Origin of the sequence: Flavobacterium ginsengiterrae, from assembly GCF_039539785.1 — a bacterium.
GTDB classification, from domain to species: domain Bacteria; phylum Bacteroidota; class Bacteroidia; order Flavobacteriales; family Flavobacteriaceae; genus Flavobacterium; species Flavobacterium ginsengiterrae.
In genome coordinates this window covers 195,267-215,536 of sequence record NZ_BAABDU010000002.1, presented here as the reverse complement: position 1 = coordinate 215,536, position 20,270 = coordinate 195,267, and the positions used below count along the sequence as shown (strand labels likewise).

General features: G+C 32.8%; 17 protein-coding genes. 9 read left to right on the top strand and 8 right to left on the bottom strand.

Annotation, left to right across the window (positions count from 1 at the left end; genetic code table 11):
* Positions 1-25 precede the first annotated feature (25 nt).
* The 4 genes from ABD859_RS01715 to ABD859_RS01700 all read right to left on the bottom strand — a co-directional run bounded on the left by ABD859_RS01715 (position 26) and on the right by ABD859_RS01700 (position 6,530).
* Positions 26-889 carry a bestrophin family protein gene (locus ABD859_RS01715; RefSeq protein WP_345139392.1) on the bottom strand — a complete coding sequence of 288 codons (864 nt, stop codon included), beginning with the start codon at positions 887-889 and terminating at the stop codon, positions 26-28.
* Positions 890-917: 28 nt separating this feature from the next.
* A complete protein-coding gene (locus tag ABD859_RS01710; protein WP_345139389.1) occupies positions 918-2,228 on the bottom strand; it encodes a TolC family protein in 1,311 nt (436 codons plus the stop codon).
* 71 nt (positions 2,229-2,299) lie between these two features.
* Positions 2,300-5,395 carry an efflux RND transporter permease subunit gene (locus tag ABD859_RS01705; RefSeq protein ID WP_345139386.1) on the bottom strand — a complete coding sequence of 1,032 codons (3,096 nt, stop codon included), beginning with the start codon at positions 5,393-5,395 and terminating at the stop codon, positions 2,300-2,302.
* Between the two features lie 76 nt (positions 5,396-5,471).
* On the bottom strand, positions 5,472-6,530 hold the full coding sequence (locus ABD859_RS01700) for an efflux RND transporter periplasmic adaptor subunit (protein WP_345139383.1): 1,059 nt from the start codon (positions 6,528-6,530) through the stop codon (positions 5,472-5,474).
* 569 nt (positions 6,531-7,099) lie between these two features.
* Here ABD859_RS01700 and ABD859_RS01695 point away from each other — a divergent pair.
* The 3 genes from ABD859_RS01695 to ABD859_RS01685 all read left to right on the top strand — a co-directional run bounded on the left by ABD859_RS01695 (position 7,100) and on the right by ABD859_RS01685 (position 9,265).
* The gene (locus ABD859_RS01695; protein WP_345139380.1) at positions 7,100-7,699 is read left to right on the top strand and encodes a peroxiredoxin family protein; all 600 of its coding nucleotides are present in this window, start codon (positions 7,100-7,102) and stop codon (positions 7,697-7,699) included.
* Between the two features lie 29 nt (positions 7,700-7,728).
* Entirely contained in the window at positions 7,729-8,583 is an 855-nt protein-coding gene (locus ABD859_RS01690; RefSeq protein WP_345139378.1) for a hypothetical protein, read from the top strand.
* Positions 8,584-8,662: 79 nt separating this feature from the next.
* On the top strand, positions 8,663-9,265 hold the full coding sequence (locus tag ABD859_RS01685; RefSeq protein ID WP_345139375.1) for a PAS domain-containing protein: 603 nt from the start codon (positions 8,663-8,665) through the stop codon (positions 9,263-9,265).
* A gap of 304 nt (positions 9,266-9,569) precedes the next feature.
* On the opposite strand, the gene recG is transcribed toward ABD859_RS01685, so the two are convergent.
* Positions 9,570-11,678: an ATP-dependent DNA helicase RecG gene (recG, locus tag ABD859_RS01680; RefSeq protein ID WP_345139372.1), complete on the bottom strand. Its 2,109-nt coding sequence runs from the start codon at positions 11,676-11,678 to the stop codon at positions 9,570-9,572.
* Between the two features lie 270 nt (positions 11,679-11,948).
* On the opposite strand from recG, the gene ABD859_RS01675 reads away from it, so the two are divergent.
* Genes ABD859_RS01675 through ABD859_RS01665 form a run of 3 tightly spaced genes read left to right on the top strand, consistent with a single transcriptional unit; the run spans position 11,949 to position 14,685 of the window.
* Positions 11,949-13,724, top strand: a complete 1,776-nt coding sequence (locus ABD859_RS01675; RefSeq protein WP_345139369.1) for a hypothetical protein — start codon at positions 11,949-11,951, stop codon at positions 13,722-13,724.
* Positions 13,725-13,753: 29 nt separating this feature from the next.
* Positions 13,754-14,293: a DUF1697 domain-containing protein gene (locus ABD859_RS01670; protein ID WP_345139366.1), complete on the top strand. Its 540-nt coding sequence runs from the start codon at positions 13,754-13,756 to the stop codon at positions 14,291-14,293.
* A complete protein-coding gene (locus tag ABD859_RS01665) occupies positions 14,293-14,685 on the top strand; it encodes a hypothetical protein (protein WP_345139362.1) in 393 nt (130 codons plus the stop codon). The genes ABD859_RS01670 and ABD859_RS01665 overlap by 1 nt, the downstream gene beginning before the upstream one ends.
* Here the strand turns inward: ABD859_RS01665 and ABD859_RS01660 are convergent, their stop codons facing one another.
* Genes ABD859_RS01660 through ABD859_RS01650 form a run of 3 tightly spaced genes read right to left on the bottom strand, consistent with a single transcriptional unit; the run spans position 14,686 to position 16,328 of the window.
* The gene (locus ABD859_RS01660; protein WP_345139360.1) at positions 14,686-15,189 is read right to left on the bottom strand and encodes a hypothetical protein; all 504 of its coding nucleotides are present in this window, start codon (positions 15,187-15,189) and stop codon (positions 14,686-14,688) included.
* Between the two features lie 6 nt (positions 15,190-15,195).
* Positions 15,196-15,588 (bottom strand): hypothetical protein, encoded by a 393-nt coding sequence (locus ABD859_RS01655; protein WP_345139357.1) that lies wholly within the window; start codon positions 15,586-15,588, stop codon positions 15,196-15,198.
* Positions 15,588-16,328, bottom strand: a complete 741-nt coding sequence (locus tag ABD859_RS01650; RefSeq protein WP_345139354.1) for a Dph6-related ATP pyrophosphatase — start codon at positions 16,326-16,328, stop codon at positions 15,588-15,590. The genes ABD859_RS01655 and ABD859_RS01650 overlap by 1 nt, the downstream gene beginning before the upstream one ends.
* Positions 16,329-16,422: 94 nt before the next feature.
* On the opposite strand from ABD859_RS01650, the gene ABD859_RS01645 reads away from it, so the two are divergent.
* The 3 genes from ABD859_RS01645 to ABD859_RS01635 all read left to right on the top strand — a co-directional run bounded on the left by ABD859_RS01645 (position 16,423) and on the right by ABD859_RS01635 (position 20,267).
* Positions 16,423-18,492 (top strand): M1 family metallopeptidase, encoded by a 2,070-nt coding sequence (locus ABD859_RS01645; RefSeq protein ID WP_345139351.1) that lies wholly within the window; start codon positions 16,423-16,425, stop codon positions 18,490-18,492.
* Positions 18,493-18,630: 138 nt separating this feature from the next.
* Positions 18,631-19,539, top strand: a complete 909-nt coding sequence (locus ABD859_RS01640) for a patatin-like phospholipase family protein (protein ID WP_345139349.1) — start codon at positions 18,631-18,633, stop codon at positions 19,537-19,539.
* Positions 19,536-20,267: a hypothetical protein gene (locus ABD859_RS01635; RefSeq protein WP_345139346.1), complete on the top strand. Its 732-nt coding sequence runs from the start codon at positions 19,536-19,538 to the stop codon at positions 20,265-20,267. Before ABD859_RS01640 ends, ABD859_RS01635 begins: the two co-directional genes overlap by 4 nt.
* Positions 20,268-20,270 lie beyond the last annotated feature (3 nt).

The following is a 20,270-nucleotide window of genomic DNA, read 5'->3' as shown; positions in this document are numbered from 1 at the left end:
TAGAAAATTATGCTTTAACGTTTTATTAAATCAGCTCTTCGATATGTTTCTTGATATTTTCTGAAATCTTTTTGGTTGGAAGATCATTTTCATCATCTCCAAACGGATCTTCAATTTCTTCGGCGATAAGTTCTAAACTGGCTAAAACATAAAATATAAAAACGACAACCGGAGCCACGAAATAACCTAAACTTACAGAATATCCGAAGGGAAGTGTCATAGTGTAAAAGAAAATGAATTTCTTAATAAATGCACTGTAAGAGTAGGGAATAGGCGTGTTTTTAATGCGTTCGCAGGCACCACAGATATCAGTAAAAGCAACCAGTTCATCATTTATTGTAATGAGTTGGTCGCCTGAAATTTTTCCTGCATCATACAAATCATTGATTTTATGATACATAATTCTTTTTAACTGATTGGGTTTATGTTTATGATTATCTAACTCTAAATCAACATCTTCAAACAGCATTTTGCTGGTTTCTTCATCTTTTAAATGTTTATGCAGAACATCAGCATACATGGGAATGTATTTTCTAAAAAACTTTTTGTCATTTTCATCTTTTAAAATAGCAGAAAGTTTAATGGCAAAATTACGACTGTTATTGACAAGTCCGCCCCAAAGTTTACGCCCTTCCCACCAGCGGTCATAAGCCGTATTGGTTCTAAAAACCAGCAATAAGGAAATTACAAACCCCAGCATTCCGTGCATAATAGGAATATTATGAATGTAATCGTTTTTAGTAACTTTAAAGTAATGAATTTCAAGATACCCCACTGTAGCGGCATAAATCCCGATTGCAATTATTATTGGAAATAACTTTCTTACGGTATCTGATTTATGAAAATGGAATATAAATGTAAACCAGTTTTTGGTATTATATGAGATCATTTAAAGTTTGTTTTTAAACAAATTTAGTTTAAAAATTAATATTTCCTGCCAATTCTTTTAATGCAATTTCAGATAATTTTGCTTCAAATTGAGCGTTGCTGTAACGAACTTTTGCATTGACATAATTAAGCTGTGCCGTTCTAAAATCGATAGTTGTGATAGTTCCAATTCTAAATTTATCCAGCGTAATTTCTAAATTTTGTTTGGCAATGGCTTCGTTATTTTCTTCCAGATCAATTAATTCTAAATTAGTTAAATACGTTTGAAATGCTGTACTTAACTGTGTATTTAAAATCAGGTTTTGCTGCTCGATTGCAATTTGAGAATTCTCGATCTGCAGTTTGGCAACTTTTTCATTTCTATGCTGATTTAAACCGTCGAATATATTCATCGAAGCGTTAAAACCGTACGTAAAACCTTTTGATGAATTTTCACTTGTAAATCCTAAACTCGACTGGCTTTCGGCAAAATTGTAGCCCGAAGTTAAATTTACAGTTGGATATCGATTTGCTTTTACTTGTTTTAGTTGTAATTCGGCAATACGTTTATTGATGATTTGAGATTCTAATGCCGGATTTTGTTTTTGAGCCAAATCTAATAAATCAGCCAAAACCAGCTTATCATCAACCGTAACTTCATCAACAACAGTAAAATTAATTTTAGGATCGCGCGCTAAATATTGGTTCAATAATATTTTGGCATTGGCATACGATTCTTTTTGTCTCAATAAAGCAACCTGATCTGAGTTTAAGTCAACCTGAGCATTTAAAACTTCTAATTTTGACGCTTTCCCAATTGTAAAACGGTTTTGTGCTAATTCTAATCTTTGTTTAGATATTACAATTGTAGTATCTAGAGCAGATAATTGCTGTTGTTGCTGCACCAAATCATAATAAGCTGAATTTACCTGACCAATTTTTAACAGAATTGTTCTTTTTAATTCAGAATCGCCCAGCTTTTGAAGCTCTTTTAACTGATCGTATCTGGCGAACATTCTCATTCCGTCAAAAACCGTCCAGCCCAAAGTAACTCCGTATGTTAAACTGTTGTTTTTAGCATTGTTTAATGTAGTCGAAGTTCCGTCCTGACGAACCTGAGTTGAGTTTGTAACACTATTATTATCAACAATAGAAGCGGTAGCTTTTGGAAGTATTCCTGCGTTTCCAACAGTAACATTTGTTTCGCTTATTGTAGAATTGTTCTTGGCAATTTTAATCTCAAAATTGTTTTCAAGAGCGATTTTCATTGCTTCTTCAATAGTTAAAACTTCCTGTGCATTTGCGTTTACAATGCAAGAGAAGATTACTATTAAAGTGCAGTATAAATTTTTAATATTCATATTCTTTTTCTTTTGCCCTGAATTCACAAATTTTATCAAAGTGATTTGAGAATTCAGGACTAATAAATATTTTATTTACTTTCTTTTTCGTATTCGTCAATACGGTCAAATTCTGGATAATGTTTTCTTGCTTTTGACCACATAAAATAGATTGCCGGAATAACAAAAAGCGTTAATGCCAGAGAGAAAATAGTTCCTCCAACAATTACAACCCCCATACCAATTCTACTGGTTGATGCAGCTCCAAGCGACATTGCAATAGGTAAAGCTCCTAACGCAATCGCTAAACTGGTCATTAAAATTGGACGTAAACGCGCTTCTGAAGCTTCAAGAATAGCTTCCATCTTTGGCTTGCCTTGTTCTCGTAACTGATTGGCAAATTCAACAATCAAAATACCATTTTTCGTTACCAGACCAATAAGCATTACGGTTCCAATCTGACTGAAAATATTCCAGGTCTGATTAAAAAGCCATAATGAAAATAAAGCTCCCGCAACCGCCATAGGAACTGTTAAAATAATAATAAACGGATCTATAAAACTTTCGAACTGAGCCGCAAGAATCAAGAAGATTAATAATAAAGCCAGTCCAAAAGCAAATGAAGTATTCGAGCTGCTTTCTACGAAATCTCTGGATTCTCCAGATAAATCGGTGGTGAAAGTTTCGTCTAAAACTTTTGCTTTAATTCTGTCCATTTCCTGAATTCCGTCGCCCATACTTTTTCCTGGCGCTAAACCGGCAGCAACTGTTGCCGACATGTATCGGTTATTGTGATACAATTGCGGCGGATTACTTTGTTCGTATACTTTTACAACGTTATCCATTTGAATTAATTCCCCTTTTTTGTTCTTTACAAACATCGACGTTAAATCCAAAGGTTTAGATCTGTCTTTTTGATCAAACTGACCAATAACCTGATATTGTTTTCCGTTTTTAATAAAATATCCAAAACGCTGTCCGCTTAAAGAAAGCTGTAAAGTCTGCGCAATATCAATAATAGAAATTCCTAAACTTTCGGCTTTTTCGCGGTCAATGCTTACGTTGATTTCCGGTTTGTTGAATTTTAAATTTACATCGGTAATCGAAAAAACATCGCTTTTTCCAACTTCATCCATAAAAACCGGAATTTTTTCTCTCAGCTTATCAAAAGTCGGTGCCTGAATAATATATTGAATTGGTAAACCGCCACGTCTGTTTACAGCAATCGTAGGCTGTTGAATTACAGAAGTTTTAGCATCCGGATATTTTTTTGTCCATTTTGATAATTTATCAGCAATATCTTTTTGTGATCTTTCTCTTTCTTCAGGACCTTTTAAAGAAAGTCTGATAAATCCTGAGTTTGCAGCAGACCCGCCAGAACCCGGAGCTGTAATAACAAGACTTACTCTTTTTTCAGGAATCGAATCATCTACCAATTGTGATATTTCCTGCATGAAACGGTTTGTATATTCATACGAAGAACCTTCGGGAGTCGTCATACGCATCGTTACAGAACTTCTGTCGTCGTATGGCGCTGTTTCTTTTGGAAGAATCGTAAAAAACAGATAAATCAATCCAAAACAAGCAATCAGAATTGGAAAACTGATCCATTTTTTCTCCATAAATTTTGAAAGAGATTCAGCATAACCGCTGTTCATTTTTTCGAAAAAAGGTTCTGTTTTAATGTAGAATTTTGACTTTTTCTGCTCGCCGCCTTTCATTAAATACGCATTTAACATTGGCGTAAGCGTAAGCGATACAAAAGCCGAAATTAGTACCGCAGCACCAATTACAACACCAAATTCCCTAAAGAGTCGGCCCACAAAACCTTCTAAGAAAATTACAGGTAAAAATACAGATGCCAATGTTACCGAAATAGAAATTACGGCATAGAAAATTTCGTTAGAACCTTTAATTGCCGCTTCAATTGGCGACATACCTTCTTCTACTTTTTTGAAAATATTTTCAGTAACTACAATTCCGTCATCTACAACCAAACCGGTTGCCAAAACAATGGCCAATAATGTTAATACATTGATAGAGAATCCTAAAAGCCACATAATGAAAAACGTAGCAATTAACGATACAGGAATATCAATTAAAGGTCTAAATGCGATTGCCCAGTCTCTAAAAAACAGATAAATAATAATAATTACAAGAAGTATCGAAATTCCTAATGTTTCAACCACTTCGAGAACTGATTTTTTTACGAACTGTGTATTGTCAAGCGCAATATTTAGTTTGATATCTTTTGGTAAATCTTTTTTTAGCGCTTCGTATTTTTTATAAAACTCAGAAGAAATATCCAGATAATTAGCGCCCGGCATTGGTACAATAGCCAGACCAATCATAGGAAGTCCGGAAGAAGTTAAGCCGGTTTCAATATTTTCGGGACCTAATTCGGCACCTCCAATATCACTTAAACGAACAATTTTGTCGCCGTCTGTACGAATGATAATATTATTGAATTCTTCTGGTTTAGAAAGATTTCCAATTGTTTTTACGGTTAATTCAGTATTATTTCCGGTTAATTTTCCAGAAGGAAGTTCGACGTTTTGAGCATTTAATGCTGCGCGGACTTCGGCAACAGTACAACCATAGGCCGCTAATTTTGCAGGATCAATCCATAAACGCATGGCATAACGTTTTTGACCCCATATTTGAACCGCACTTACGCCCGGAATGGTTTCTAAACGCTGTGAAATAACATTTTCTGCATAATCACTTAATTCTAAAGAACTTCTGGTATCACTTTGAACGGTCATCGAAATAATCGACTCACTATCGGCATCTGCCTTAGAAACTACAGGCGGTGCATCAATATCCTGCGGTAAATTTCTAATGGCCTGTGAAACTTTGTCACGAACATCATTTGCCGCTTCTTCGAGATCTTTATCTAAATTAAATTCAATGGTAATGTTACTGCTTCCCTGATTACTTGACGATGTTATATTTCTAATTCCGTCAATAGCATTTACGGCTTTTTCCAGCGGTTCTGTAATCTGCGATTCGATAATATCGGCATTAGCTCCCGTATAATTGGTTCTAATAGAAACCTGTGCCGGATCGATCGAAGGAAATTCTCGCACACCCAAAAAAGTATAACCAATAAAACCGAATAAAATAATCAATAAATTCAGTACAATGGTTAAAACTGGTCTTTTTATACTTGTAGTTGATAAACTCATATTATGTTTTTTGATTTTAGATTGTTGATTTTAGATTTCAAAGTTTAATATGAAACCTAAAGTCTAAAATCTACAATTATTTTACTTTAACCTTTATAGGTGCTTCATTTTTTAATGACATAACACCACTTGTAATTAAAGTATCTCCAGCTCTTAATCCCGCTAAAATAAGAATTGAAGAATCAGTTCTTGTCGTAGCATCAACCATAACTTCTTTTGCTTTTCCGTTATTGGCAACAAATACCTTTTTTCCGTCTTGAATTGGAACAATTGCCTGAGAAGGAACAACGATAGCATCTTTAATAATGCTTAAAGGTAATTTGATGTCAGCAAAAGTTCCCGGGAAAAGCTTTCCGTCTGTGTTATCTGCAATGGCGCGAATTTGTAGCGTACGTGTTGCTACAGCGACTTCTGGTTCGATTGCGTATATTTTTGCAGTATAGGTTTTATCAGATCCTGAAACCGTAAATTCAATCGTAGAACCTGATTTTACCTGGGAGGCATATTTCTCCGGAATAGAGAATGTAATTTTTAGTTTTCCTGTATTTACTAATTTTGCAACCAAAACAGTTGGCGTAATGTAAGTTCCCGGTGAAATAGAACGTAAACCAATTTTTCCTGAAAAAGGTGCTCGTACAGATGTTTTAGAAATCTGCGCTCTGATTAACTGGCTTTGTGCCTGCGCCGAAGCATGATCTGCTCTGGCTACATCGGCTTCTTCCTGACTTATGGCTTCTTTTTGAAGTAAAAGTTTTGCTCTTCTTTCATTTTCAGCTGCTAAACCTTCTTTGGTTACAGCTTGTCTTAATTGTGCTTTTAATTCAATATCATTTACTTTAAAAAGTACCTGACCTTTATTTACATTAGTTCCTTCTGTAAAAAATATACCTTCTACGATTCCAGAAACTTCACTGTGAATTTCAATCTGTTCATTGGCTTCAATAGAACCTGATAATGATAAATTATTATCAAACGTAGAAGTCTTTATAACTATTCCCGTAACTGTTGTTGGTTTGTCTTTGTCGCCAAATTTTTTAGATTCGTCGTTTTTACCTTTGTTGGATATTATTCTGTACGTAATAAATCCTCCTAAAACGATGATTATCAAGGCGTAGATTAGATGTTTTAATTTCATAAAAATTCAGGTGAAATGTGTGTTTTGGTGTATGTTTTTCGCAACTGGCAAATTTAACTTTTTGTGCTGAAACCGAAAGATGTTAGCTTTTATTTAACATTTCAATTACAATAATTTCAAATCGTCTTAGTTGCACAGCTGGAAAAAGTTTGCTGTTAGATGTTCGTTTTGATAAAAGGTTTAAAGATGTTAACAGATATTTTTAATTATTTTTTAATGTTTCTGTAATTTTATATGTAATGATCTTTAAATCAGTTAGATGGATCTTTTTGTTAGAATTTGCTTTTTTCTCATTTTAAATTTTATTGTTTTCTAGCAGTGCCTGGTAAATAAGCTTATCAATAAAATATTTTTCATTTGTCCGATTTTTTTTGCAGATCATAGATTTAATTTGTATTATTGATATGTTCAACAAAATAATAACATATTCAGTGTTTATTACAGAATACTCGTAATTTTATTGTTAAAATAGTAGGCTTGGTGTAGTTTTTTGACGTTTTTAAAGAATTTAATTAATAATTATATTAACAAGTGTTTATAATTTTGGTTCTTAATTGCAAAAATAATATATGAAGAAAAAAATACTCCTAAGCTTATGGTTTACGCTATTATTGGCTTCGATTGTCTTTCTTTTTTGGCAGAATGAGTTTAAATATAGTCTGCCAACGCCAATTCCTAAAGGTTATCATACGATAGCCATGGGTAGTAAAATAGATTTGTCGCAATGTTGTGCATACGACAACAAGCCGGTTTTCTTTCATTTTTTTAATCCTGACTGCCCATGTTCACGCTTTAATGTGCCTCATGTAAGTGATCTCATTAAAAAATATGGTGACAGAATTAATTTTAAGATTGTTGTTTTAAACAAACAAAAGACATTTTCCATCGAAGAAATACAAAACAAATTTGGAGCTCATATTCCGGTTTATTTTGATGAAGGCATTGCCAAGAAATGTGGTGTAATCTCAACACCGCAGGCAGTTCTTTTAGATCCTTCGCATAATTTGTATTACCGTGGTAATTACAACAAAACAAGATATTGTACCGATGCCGAAAGTAATTACGCCCAAATGGCAATCGATTCGCTGTTAAAACAAAATAATTCGCCCTCATTTAATGCTTTAGCTCTTAGAGCTTACGGATGTTCATTACCAAATTGCACTAAATAAATCTATCACTAACTTAATTTTTTTAACCTATGAAAACAAAAGCCAGTTTGAATGAGCAAGATTATCTGCACAGTTTTATGTCGACTATGACACAAAAGTCAGATACCATTATTAATTATGTTCTTGCAGTTTATTTTCTCCTCGGGATTGGATTATCATTTAAGTACGATACATTCGAAATAGGGGTGGGAGTAGGTACGCTGAATCTTTTGGCGTATTATTCGGCAAAATTTTTTATTAAGAATTCTAAATTCTATCAGTATGTTTTGTCTGTTGTGCTGGCTATATTTATGGCACAGTACATTTATCAAATGCATGGTTTATTTGAAATGCATTTTACGGTTTTTATTGCCAGCACCATTTTGATCATTTATCAAAACTGGAAATTACAAATTCCGTTAACGCTTTTAGTAGTGCTTCATCATGCTGGTCTGGCGTATCTGCAAAACTTTATTTACAATGATGCAAACGGTTTGCAGGTGTATTTTTCGCAGGTAAACTTTGATTTAGAAACACTGATTATTCATACTGTTTTAGCCGCTGTAGTATTTTTTATGAATGGCTATTGGGCTTATTATTTTAAAGAACACAGCCAAAATCACATTTCTAAAATTTCAGACGAATATGAACTAGAGAATATGAAACTTGCTTCGGCTAAATACAGCTCAATGACAGCTACTAAAGAATATAATGACTTTATTCACAGAACAACTCTTGATTTGAAACTTCCGGTTAATTCTGTTTTAAAATTAATTGATGTTTCTAAAGGGCATACAGATAATGATAAATTACTGACTTATCTGGATATGATGCGCGATAGTGCAAAGAAAATTGATGATTTAGTTAATGATATTCATGTAAAATCTACCAATACCAGAAATTAAAAAATAACTGCAAAAACCAACTTCCAAAAAACGATATACGCAGAATCCCCAATGTTTATTAATTATTAATAGAAAAGTTATGGATACTAGATTTGCCCGCCCAACTCCCTCAGATCGAGAAGTCGACTGGAATAAAAATAAGGTATTATTGAGTAAAACAGATAAAAACGGAACCATTTTGTATGCCAATGAAGATTTTATAGATGTTTCCGGTTATGATGAATTTGAACTTATTGGACAGCCTCACAACATTGTAAGGCATCCTGATATGCCAAAAGTAATTTTTAAATTCTTATGGGACAGTATTAAATCGAGTGAAAATATTCATGTGATTATAAAAAACATGGCCAAAACGGGCCGTTATTATTGGGTTGTAACCGATTTTAAAATTATAGCCGACGCAGACGGGGATATTGTTGGCTATTTTGGAACCAGAAAATCGGTTCCTGAGCCTATTATAACAAAATTTATTGAACCTTTATATAAAAAACTTTTGCAGATTGAAGAAGCAAGTGGTATAATTGCTTCCGAAGAATATTTGGTTGGTTTTCTGGAAGAACGCAAAAAAACATACATGGAATATGTTGATCATTTAATTGCTACCGGTAAAGACGATAAAAACAAAATAAGTAAAGGTTTATTCAGCGGTATTTTTGAAAAAAAGAGTCCGCCTAAGAAATAGCCATAATTAACACGCTTCATTGTATCGCTCAATTATTCAATAAAAAATTTGCCCCCAACAAATCTAAATCACCTGAATATTGAAACTTTTATAGAGTTAGATCCAGTGAAGTGTTTTTTTTAAGCTGCTAAGGTTTTGAGCTGCTAAGATTCTAAGTTTTCTTTTTAGTACTGCATAATCCTTCGGCGATGCTCAACATAATATAGATAATATTCTACACATTCTACAAATAAAAAAAACTTAGAATCTCAGCATCTCAGCATCTTAGCATCTTAGAACCTTAGCATCTTAGAACCTTAGAACCCTAAGAAATATAATTCCAAATATTTTTTCTTTTTGTGAGTTCCAAAAAGACAGATTTTAAAATGGCGTGTTCTGGTTTTTGAAGCGGAGGATCTTCTTTGAGGATTTTCAGGGCATAATTTCTTGCGAAAGATAAAATCTCTCGATCTTTTACAATATCAGCAATCTGAAGGTTTAAAACACCACTTTGTTGCGTTCCCATTAAATCTCCCGGACCACGGAGTTTAAGATCGACTTCGGCAATTTCAAAGCCATCGTTGGTTTGAACCATCGTTTCCATACGGGTTTTACTGTCGGTACTTAATTTATGCCCCGTCATTAAAATACAATAACTCTGTTCAGCACCTCGGCCCACACGTCCGCGAAGCTGGTGCAGCTGAGAAAGACCAAAACGCTCAGCACTTTCAATAATCATAACACTCGCATTAGGAACATTTACACCAACCTCAATCACGGTTGTAGCCACCATAATATTTGTTTTTCCTTCAGAGAAACGCTTCATTTCGGCATCTTTATCGGCAGGTTTCATTTTTCCGTGTACAATCGAAATCGAATATTGAGGCAGCGGAAAATCTCTCGAAATACTTTCGTAACCATCCATTAAATCCTTATAATCCATTTTTTCCGATTCCTGAATTAAAGGATATACAATATAAATCTGTCTTCCTTTTGCAATTTCATCACGCAGGAATTTCCAGACTTTTAATCGGTTCGTGTCGTATCTATGTACGGTTTGAATAGGTTTTCTTCCCGGCGGTAATTCATCAATTACAGAAACATCTAAATCACCGTATAAACTCATAGCCAGAGTTCTTGGAATTGGCGTAGCAGTCATCACCAAAACGTGAGGCGGAATTTCATTCTTTTTCCACAATTTTGATCTTTGTTCAACACCAAAACGATGCTGTTCATCAATAATTGCCAGACCTAAATTTTTAAACTTTACTTTATCTTCTAATAAGGCGTGAGTTCCAATTAAAATCTGGAGATTTCCGTTTTCTAAGTCTTCATGAATAATCTTTCTTTCAGAAGTTTTAGTCGATCCGGTTAATATTTTTATGGTGATATTTAAGGTGTTGGCAAATTCAGAAAGTCCAATAAAATGCTGATTGGCCAAAATTTCTGTAGGCGCCATTAAACAAGCCTGAAAACCATTGTCAATCGCCAAAAGCATACTCATAAAACCCACAATTGTTTTTCCGGAGCCTACATCTCCCTGCAGTAATCGGTTCATTTGGGCGTTGCTTCCCATGTCTGAACGGATTTCTTTTATTACTCTTTTCTGTGCATTTGTTAAAGCAAAAGGCAGATGATTTTGATAAAATTCATTAAATAATTCACCCACTTTTGTAAACGGATGACCTTTAATTTTATGTTTTCTGATTAAGTTTTTAGTAATTAACTGGAGCTGAATAAAAAACAATTCCTCAAATTTTAATCGGAATTGGGCTTTCGCCAAAGCATCGGCACTTTTAGGAAAATGAATATTGAATAACGCGGCTCTTTTTGAAATCAGTTTTATTTCTTCTAAAAGATAAGGCGGAAAGGTTTCGGTAAACAAAGCTCCCGTTTCAATAAATAACTGTTCCATCATTTTGTTTATCGTTCTGTTTGAAATCCCTCTGTTTGTAAGAGTTTCTGTAGAAGGATAAACAGGCTGCATTGCAGAACGAAGACTTTTTTCGTGTTCGCTCAACAATTCAATTTCAGGATGCGCCATGCTGAACTGGCTTCCGTACAAAGAACATTTCCCGAAAATAACCAGCGTTTCGTTTAATTTTAAACTTTCTCGAATCCATTTATGACCCTGAAACCAATTGAGCTCAATTTGTCCCGTATCATCAACAAAAGAAGCTACAAGACGTTTTTTATTCTTCGCAAATTCTACTGTTTTAATGTTGATGATTTTTCCAATAATCTGAACCTCAGATCCCGTGTTTTGCAGTTCGTTGATTTTGTAATAACGCGTTCTGTCTATATAACGATTGGGATAAAAATTGACTAAATCTCCGTATTTATGAATCCCTAATTCCTTACGAAGCAATTGACCACGGCTTGGGCCAACACCTTTTAGGTATTCAATAGGAGTTTCAAGGAGATTATTAGACATTGAGAAATTTTAGATTTTTAGATTGTTGATTTTAGCTTTGGAAGAATTGGATTTTGAAATTTTATTGAAAAGCGAAGATAGATTTTAATTAGGAATTTTGAAAATAGAATGTTTTACAGAAATTCGTTTTTGGTTTATTTCTTAAATATCAAATTATAAAGAATCTTGTTTATTGTTCGAGCAAGTTGTCTATTATTTAAAGTCAGTATTATTTTAATAAATAAAGATAATTGTTAGATTTGTTAAAGTATTAAAGATATAAGCCCCACAATGAAAGAAGAAAAAGTCCCTTTTGAAACCATGGAGTTTTCAGGTGTTACATTTAAAGTAATCAACCGGCACGAAGCTCATACTATTATTGGAGATCTTACCGATTTTCAGGATCAGAAAATTTACAATGTTTTTGAAGATACCTGGCGTTTTCCTGACTACGAAGAAAACCCAATATTTCTTTTAGCAGAAGATGATGTCGAAATGGATTCTTTTGAAATGGATTTTAGTACACACGAACATGAGGATGTTTTTATTTTAGGATTTATTTTTAAAGGAAATCTAAATGTCACTAAACTTATAAGTTCTTTTGATACAGATAATTCTCCCGCATTAATTGTTTTAGGAAAAACAACAACAGTCAATATTAATTTGTTTGGAAATGTTCATTATTTGGGAGGCGGACTGCAGTGCGATACGCTTGCCGGAGAATACAATCATGGAGAACTTTTTGTAAAGGGAGATTTGAAAGCTTGGCTGGTTTATACTGATGATATGCTGTTTCATTTTGAACGTTTTACAGATGTTCAGGCGATTATTAGTGCCGGAAGACCGGATATTTTAATTTGCAGCAACGTTCAGGATACTGACGGATCTATTATAACAGTCGAAAATTATTTTCCATCAACTCATAAATTATCTGATATTGTAGATGAAGGATTTATCGAACTTTCAGATTACGGAACAGAGACTTTAGGAAATAATTACCTCGAAGTTTTTAAAGAAGGACTTTCAATTCTGGATTATGATAAAAAAGACAAATATATGTATACTGATTTTCGCAATCAGTTTCTTAATATGATTGAAGTTTTATCTGAAACAGATGAATTAAAAGAAAACGAAAAAATAGTAAGACATGTTTCCGGAACAACCGATTTGTTTATCTATTTTGATTATGAAGGAAAGAAATACAGCCAGATTTCTAAAGAAATTGGAAACGGATTTGGTATTAGAACGCGTGCATTATGGTGTCATGATGATCAGGAAATTATGCTTATTCTGGAATATCTTAATGAAAACGGAGATCCAAAATACCAATGGATAAATGACGAAAATGCTCCGGGAATAGAGATGTTCTGCGTTAAACATGCCGCAATTGATACTTTTGACAAATTAATGTCTCTTGAAAAAAATGAAGAAGATGAGGAAGATGATGACGATGACACAGAATATGCAGAATATGACAACAGTTTTTCATTAGAAGAATTTTCGGCTCAGTTTGGAAATTATAAATTACCGGAAGATTTAATTAAACTTTACAAATTTGATCAGGAATATGGTTCTGAAACCTATTCAGAATGTTTTGGTCTTACAATTACCGAGGATAAAACAGGAATAAAAACCTGGTCTGAAGAAGAAGAATTCTACAATAGTTTTATTGAATTTGCAGGCGCAAATGGTTCAGGAAGTTCTTATGCTTACTGGCTTATTGATAAGGATTTAAATAACTGCCCGATAGTTGTTTTTGGTGATGAAGGAGGAATTCATGTTGTTGCCGAAAATACTCGCAGATTAATTCATCTTTTAACTTTAGATACCGAAATTTCAGTAGATTTTGATTATGCTTATTTTTATAAAGACGATGAGTATTATGAAGAAAATGAGAATATGTCAGAATTCCATGAATGGGTTAAAAATGAATTTAATCTCGATGCATTAGAAACAAATGAAGAAGCAGATGAGATTGTAAATCAGGCTAAAAGCAAATATAAACAACGTTTAAACGAATTTTTAACCAAGTTTGATATCGAAATTGGTGAAGATGAAGATGAATAGTTTTTATCTTTGAATAAAATTTAAGAAGAATGATAACACACTTAGCACTTTTACGCGGTATAAATGTTTCCGGTCATAATATGATGAAAATGGAAGCGTTAAAAAGCATGCTCGAAAATCTGGGTTTTCAAAACGTCCGCACGTATTTGCAATCCGGAAATGTTTTCGTTGACAGCGATGAAGAAGCTTCTAAAGTTGGTTTCATGATTAAACAGGAGATTTTTAAAGTTTTTGGACACGAAGTTCCAGTTGTAATGATTACAAAAGAAAACCTGAAATCGTGTTTTGAGAATAATCCTTTTTTTAAAGAAAAAGATATTGATCTTAAAAAACTATATGTTGCTTTTGTTTCGATGGCTTTAAAAAAAGAAAGCATAAACGATTTAAAAATCAGTCAGTTTAAACCAGATGAAGCAAGTATTGATGAAAATAGAATTTTTATTAAATACGACATTGGTGCCGGAAAAACCCGTTTTGACCAAAAATATATTGAAAAAAAATTAAATGTAACCGCAACAATTCGAAACTGGAACACCGTTACGAACCTGCTAAAAATGTACGAAGAATAATGAAAAAAATAATTGCAATCCTATTTATTGCTTGTTTCTGCCAATTAACCGCAGCACAAGAAAAAACTACAACTAACAGCGAAAATTTCAAAACTTTTCTTAAGAAATTTAATGAAGATAAAAACTTTCAGTTAAGTCGTATAAAGTTTCCTATCGTAATAAAAACTCTTGATGATAATTTAGAAGAAATTACGGTTACAAAGACTCAGAAGAATTATAGAATTCTAAAATTAGATGATAAAGGAATGGAGTTTAGACAAAAAATAATCCTAAAACAAAAATCAGCAGTTATTGAGCATCGCGGTATTGATACTGGTATATATGAAGATTATATTTTTGAATTAAGAGATAATAAATGGTTCCTTAAAACGTGGATTGATCAATCAACTTAATTAATCACGAAGCCATTTTTGCATAGCCGGAAAAGGGGATTTTTTCTCTTTTTCGGCTTTTTCATTTCCAAGACATAATCCCATCCATTCAAGAAGCGGCAGTCCAATATAATTACCGCTGCTAAAATTTGATATATACCATTTAGAAGCATTTTTATAACCATTAGGATGAAATACAAATTCCAGAGGCAATTGCAAATGATGCAAAGCGGCATAAGACCATAAAATCGCAGCAATTTCATCTCCCTGCGTAGGCCATTCTGACGAAATTTGATCTGTGCCGACTAATTTTCTTTCCTGAAAAGGTGTAACAGCAAGATGTCCGGCTTCATGCAATATATCGCCGGGATATAAAAGATTGTCATAATCAATGTAAATACAATTGGATCCAAGATCTAAACCCGGTAAAAAAGAAGATTGGAATTGCTTTTCAATCACTTCAATTCCAATCTCTTCCAGAAACTGCAATACTTTTTTTACTTCGATACTTTCTTTTACAGTCATATTTAATTAGTTTTTAATTACAATTTTTTTCAAATAAATAGTATCAACATTGTGCTGAGCACCTTTTTTTGCACCTCCGCCGTGAGGATTCATAAATTCGATGCTTTTTTGTTCGAAATCTTCTTTTTCAATCTTTTCGTTAACCATTAACATTGGCGCTTCAAAACCCCATAAAGTAAACTGATGGTATCTTTTTTCGTTTAGCACAAAATAACCGTTTGTATTGCTGAATGTTTCGCCAACTTTACAATTATTGATTGGTTTATTCGATTCAAAATCATAAATATATCCCGTAATTTGCGGTCTTTTACAACGGCTTACCCAACAGCTTTGAAGCGAATAACTAACAAGTATTAAAAATACTAAGAGAATCGTTTTTCTAAAATAAAATGTCATCATTATTTTTTAATTAAATCACAATACCAAAATCCATAATCAAATACTTCGTTTTGGCTTGTATCGCACGCTTCATTTGAAGAATCTTGTTTAGGACTTTCGTATTTTCGATAAACAATTTCGCCAATTTCAAAGTCAATAGGCTTCGAGAAAATCGGTCCGTCAAAAGTAAAGGTGTGAAATTCGCCGTTTTCACCGCAAACGTCTACATTTTCAGGCAGATCGTTTATAAAATCCTGATCAATATTTCTTCCTACAAAGCTTTTATCTAAATAACGTTCATTTACACAAACCACAATAGTTTTAAATCCCAAAGAAATAAATTCCTGAATTAATTCCTTGGTCGGAATTTTCCAGATTGGGAAAACACCTTTAAAGTCAAGCTTTGCAAGTTGTTCTTCGCGGTATTTTCGCAAATCTTCAAGAAAAATATCTCCAAAAACAGAATGTGTAATGCCTTCATTTTTTAATTCAGTCAAAGTTTCAGTCATAACTTTTTCGTAAACTTCCATTGTAGGCATTTCTGGAATCTGCATGATTTTTAAAGGAATTCCAATGCTTTCAGATTGTGCTTCTAATAATTCGACACGAACTCCATGCATAGAAATTCGCTGATATTGCTGATTTATGCTCGTAAGGAGATATTCAATTTTAAAATCCGGATTTTGTAAGATTTTGTATAAAGTAAGAGCAGAATCTTTTCCGCTGCTCCAGTTAAATAGGGCTTTTTTGACTGCAGTCACTATAGATTATTTTTATATCGTAAACTTACAAAATTCATTCGGTTTGTTATTCAAACCTTTGTAACTTTGGAATTTCGCCATTAATTTATTTTCAATGAAATATATTTTCCTCTTTATAACCACATTCATTTTTGCGCAGCAAACCAAATATGTTGATTTTAAATCTGTTAACGGACAATTGAACATAAATGATTCTCAAAAAACAATTTCGGGATTTGTTGATTACGAATTTGATGTCTTACAACCAGTTGATACTATTAAAATTGACGGTAAAAACATGGAATTTACAAACGTTCAGGTAGACGGGAAAGACGTCATTTTTTTAAATACAACCAAAGAATTACAAATTTTCAATAATTTTCAAAAAGACAACCATCATCATTTAACGTTTACTTACAATGTAAAACCCAAACAAGCTTTATATTTTGTTGATATTGAAAATAACGACGTTCAAATCTGGACACAAGGACAGGGAAGATACACCAGCAACTGGTTTCCTAGTTTTGATGATGTAAACGAAAAAGTGATCTTTAACCTCGGAATTACATATAAAAAAGAATATCAGGTTGTTTCAAACGGTGTTTTGGTTAATAAAACCGAAAAAGATAATCAGTTCCATTGGCAGTATAAAATGGAAAATCCAATGAGTTCTTATTTATTGGTTCTTTCTGTTGGAAAATACGACAGAAAGGATTTTGTATCTAAATCTAAAATTCCGTTAGAATATTATTTAGAAAGCAAAGACACTGCGCGTTTTGAACCAACTTACCGATATTCGAAACGTATTTTTGATTTTCTGGAAAAAGAAATTGGAGTTAAATATCCGTGGAAAATTTTCAGGCAGATTCCGGTTCGTGATTTCCTGTATGCCGGAATGGAAAATACAACCACAACGCTTTTTACAACTCGTTATGTTGTGGATGATATTGCTTTTACTGATAGAAATTACACGAATGTGGATGCTCATGAATTGGCGCATCATTGGTTTGGAGATTTAATTACAGCTGAAAGCAGTACGCACCATTGGCTTCAGGAAGGTTTTGCTACTTATTATGCTTTATTGGCCGAAAGAGAAATTTTTGGTGATGATTATTTTTATGCCAAATTATATGATACGGCACAGCAGATAAAATTTGCTTCGAGAACCGATGCAATTCCAGTTCTAAATGCGAAAGCCAGTTCGCTTACTTTTTATGAAAAAGGAGCTTGGACACTTTTTGTACTGCACGAATCAATTGGTGATAAAGCATTTAAAAAAGCCATAAAAAGTTATTTAAAGAAATATGCTTTTAAAAATGTAAATACACAGAATTTTTTCGATGAAATCAAGAAAGTTTCTGATTTTGATTTGGTTTCGTTTCAAAAAACCTGGCTCGAATCAACTGCTTTTGATACGCCGACAGCAAACGCTATTTTAAGTAAAAACAAAGCAATAAAAGTGCGTTTAGAAGTCGATAAATTAAAGAAAACGCCTTTGAATGAAAAAATCGATTTTTTGAAACAAACATTAGATTCAGATATTCATTATTCTGTAAAACAAGCTGTTATTTCTCAATTGCAAAATGAAAAATATGCAGATAAAAAAGAATTACTGCTAAAAGCACTTCATCAGAATAATGTGCAGCTTCGACAGACTTTGGCGGCAACACTTTCTATGATTCCTGAAGATTTCAGACAGGAGTATGAAACTTTGCTTGATGATAAATCGTATGAAACTCAGGAAATCGCTTTGTTTTACTTGTGGAAGAACTTTCCAGACCATAGAAAGGAATATTTAGATAAATCAAAAGAATGGATTGGATTTAATGATTACAATCTGCGTACGTTGTGGCTTTCTCTTGCCTTATCAACGCCTGATTATGGTTCTGACCCTGATGGACTTATAAATGAGCTGATTTCTTTTTCAACTACAAAATATGAAGCAACAACACGCCAGAATGCCTTAGAAAAACTAATCGCATTTAAATTTATAAACGACGAAGTTTTAACAAATTTGGTAAACGCTACAACACATCATATGTGGCAGTTTTCAAAGTTTGGAAGAGACTCTATTAGAATTTTATTGAAAAATTCAGAAATGCGTACTTCATTTAATAGAATTTTGCCTAATTTGAACCCCGATGAACAATTTCAGTTAAATCGTTTATTGCAGGAAAAAAGTTAAAGGTTTTGTGTTACAGATTATGAGTTTTGAGAACCAAATTTTAAAGAAAAGTTTATAATTAATTAAATAATATAGAATATCGGGAAATGAGAAAAATGGTCAAAAAATTTATCTCATAACTCAAAACTTACAACATTTATGAGAGCATTAGTTATTTCTGGCGGCGGGAGTAAAGGCGCGTTTGCCGGTGGAGTTGCACAATATTTAATTGAAGAAAAAAAACACGAGTACGATTTATTTATAGGAACTTCTACAGGAAGTCTGCTTATTCCGCATTTAGCTCTCGGACATATCAAAAAAATTCATTCTGTTTATACTAATGTTACAATGGCAAGTATTTTTAATATTTGTCCGTTTGTTGTTAAAGTAAAAGAAGGAATAGACATTGTGACCATTAACCACTTTAATGTACTACGTCAGTTTTTTAAAGGAAGAAGAACATTTGGCGAAAGCAAAGGTTTAAGAAAATACATCCAGAATAACTTTTCAATTTCTGATTTCAATAAACTGAAAAAAATGAATAATGACGTAGTAATTACAGTTACCAATTTTACTAAAAATGAATCAGAATACAAATCTGTAAAAGATTGTACTTATGAAGAGTTTTGCGAATGGTCTTGGATTTCAAGTAATTACGTTCCTTTTATGAGTCTTGCGACCAAAAATAACTGCGAATATGGCGATGGAGGTTTTTCGAGCTTAGTTCCTATTAGAGAAGCCATTAACCGCGGCGCAACAGAAATTGATGTTATTATTTTGGAAACAGAAGTTAATACCAGTAAAATGGTAATTGGTAAAAACCCGTTTTCATTAATGATTGATTTGTTTAGAATTGCCTTAGATCAGGTTGAAAAACATGATATTGCTATAGGAAAACTTATGGCAAATAGTAAAGATGTGAAATTAAATTTATATTACACTCCGACTAAACTAACAGATAATGCTTTGATTTTTAATAAAGAAGTTATGAAAGAATGGTGGGAACAAGGTTACGAATATGCTCAGAATAAGTCTGAAGTTATGAGTGATAATAAAATCCTGATATGAAAAAACTAATCGTATTTGTCTGCCTGTTTTTTAGTTTTAATTCATGGAGTCAGAATCTGTGCAGAACACATATTTTGGAACAAGATGAATTAATTCAGAAAAATGAATTACAGAAATATTCAAAATATGATTTTTCAAATTTATGGATTCAAACAGATAATAATCTGGTTTACGGTATAATTGGCGAAAACTACGAAAGAATTCTCATTAAGTTTACTTCAGTAAAAAGAAGCAAGAATAATACAAACGAATATTTAGTAACGGGTAAATCTATGGTAAAATCAAACATCTGTGATTTTTCTGGTAAGATAACTGTAGTAAAAATTCAAGAACTTAAAAAACTTCGATTTGGTGTTGATGATGAATATAAAAATGCCGGAATTAAAAAACAAGGATTGCTAACAGCAGTTTATGAGTTTTTTGAAGATAAAAATCAAAAAGGTTCAGGAAGATTTTCAGGGAATTTAGAATCAATTTGGTATTTAGATAAAAACGATCTCATACAATATAATAATATTGAAATTGATTCTGATAAATACTTTAACAACGCATTTGTTGGAACATGGAAATCAAATATTTCAGGAAAAGAAAAAATATGTAACTGGGCTGATTACAGAGTTCCAAATGTAAACTGTGATTTTGATAAAGGAGCTGGAGAGTTAAGTGTTTCTGAGAAATATCAAAAAAATGGATGGTGGGTTAAACCAAAACAAAATTGGTGGAAGTAAAAT

Bases quoted from the DNA above. Each gene is read 5' to 3' on its own strand.
- ABD859_RS01710 (WP_345139389.1), bottom strand. From the start codon at position 2,228: ATGAATATTAAAAATTTATACTGCACTTTAATAGTAATCTTCTCTTGC.
- ABD859_RS01655 (WP_345139357.1), bottom strand. From the start codon at position 15,588: ATGATGACATTTTATTTTAGAAAAACGATTCTCTTAGTATTTTTAATA.
- ABD859_RS01645 (WP_345139351.1), top strand. From the start codon at position 16,423: ATGAAATATATTTTCCTCTTTATAACCACATTCATTTTTGCGCAGCAA.
- ABD859_RS01705 (WP_345139386.1), bottom strand. From the start codon at position 5,395: ATGAGTTTATCAACTACAAGTATAAAAAGACCAGTTTTAACCATTGTA.
- ABD859_RS01665 (WP_345139362.1), top strand. From the start codon at position 14,293: ATGAAAAAAATAATTGCAATCCTATTTATTGCTTGTTTCTGCCAATTA.
- ABD859_RS01690 (WP_345139378.1), top strand. From the start codon at position 7,729: ATGAAAACAAAAGCCAGTTTGAATGAGCAAGATTATCTGCACAGTTTT.
- recG (WP_345139372.1), bottom strand. From the start codon at position 11,678: ATGTCTAATAATCTCCTTGAAACTCCTATTGAATACCTAAAAGGTGTT.
- ABD859_RS01685 (WP_345139375.1), top strand. From the start codon at position 8,663: ATGGATACTAGATTTGCCCGCCCAACTCCCTCAGATCGAGAAGTCGAC.
- ABD859_RS01635 (WP_345139346.1), top strand. From the start codon at position 19,536: ATGAAAAAACTAATCGTATTTGTCTGCCTGTTTTTTAGTTTTAATTCA.
- ABD859_RS01695 (WP_345139380.1), top strand. From the start codon at position 7,100: ATGAAGAAAAAAATACTCCTAAGCTTATGGTTTACGCTATTATTGGCT.
- ABD859_RS01700 (WP_345139383.1), bottom strand. From the start codon at position 6,530: ATGAAATTAAAACATCTAATCTACGCCTTGATAATCATCGTTTTAGGA.
- ABD859_RS01640 (WP_345139349.1), top strand. From the start codon at position 18,631: ATGAGAGCATTAGTTATTTCTGGCGGCGGGAGTAAAGGCGCGTTTGCC.
- ABD859_RS01660 (WP_345139360.1), bottom strand. From the start codon at position 15,189: ATGACTGTAAAAGAAAGTATCGAAGTAAAAAAAGTATTGCAGTTTCTG.
- ABD859_RS01715 (WP_345139392.1), bottom strand. From the start codon at position 889: ATGATCTCATATAATACCAAAAACTGGTTTACATTTATATTCCATTTT.
- ABD859_RS01675 (WP_345139369.1), top strand. From the start codon at position 11,949: ATGAAAGAAGAAAAAGTCCCTTTTGAAACCATGGAGTTTTCAGGTGTT.
- ABD859_RS01670 (WP_345139366.1), top strand. From the start codon at position 13,754: ATGATAACACACTTAGCACTTTTACGCGGTATAAATGTTTCCGGTCAT.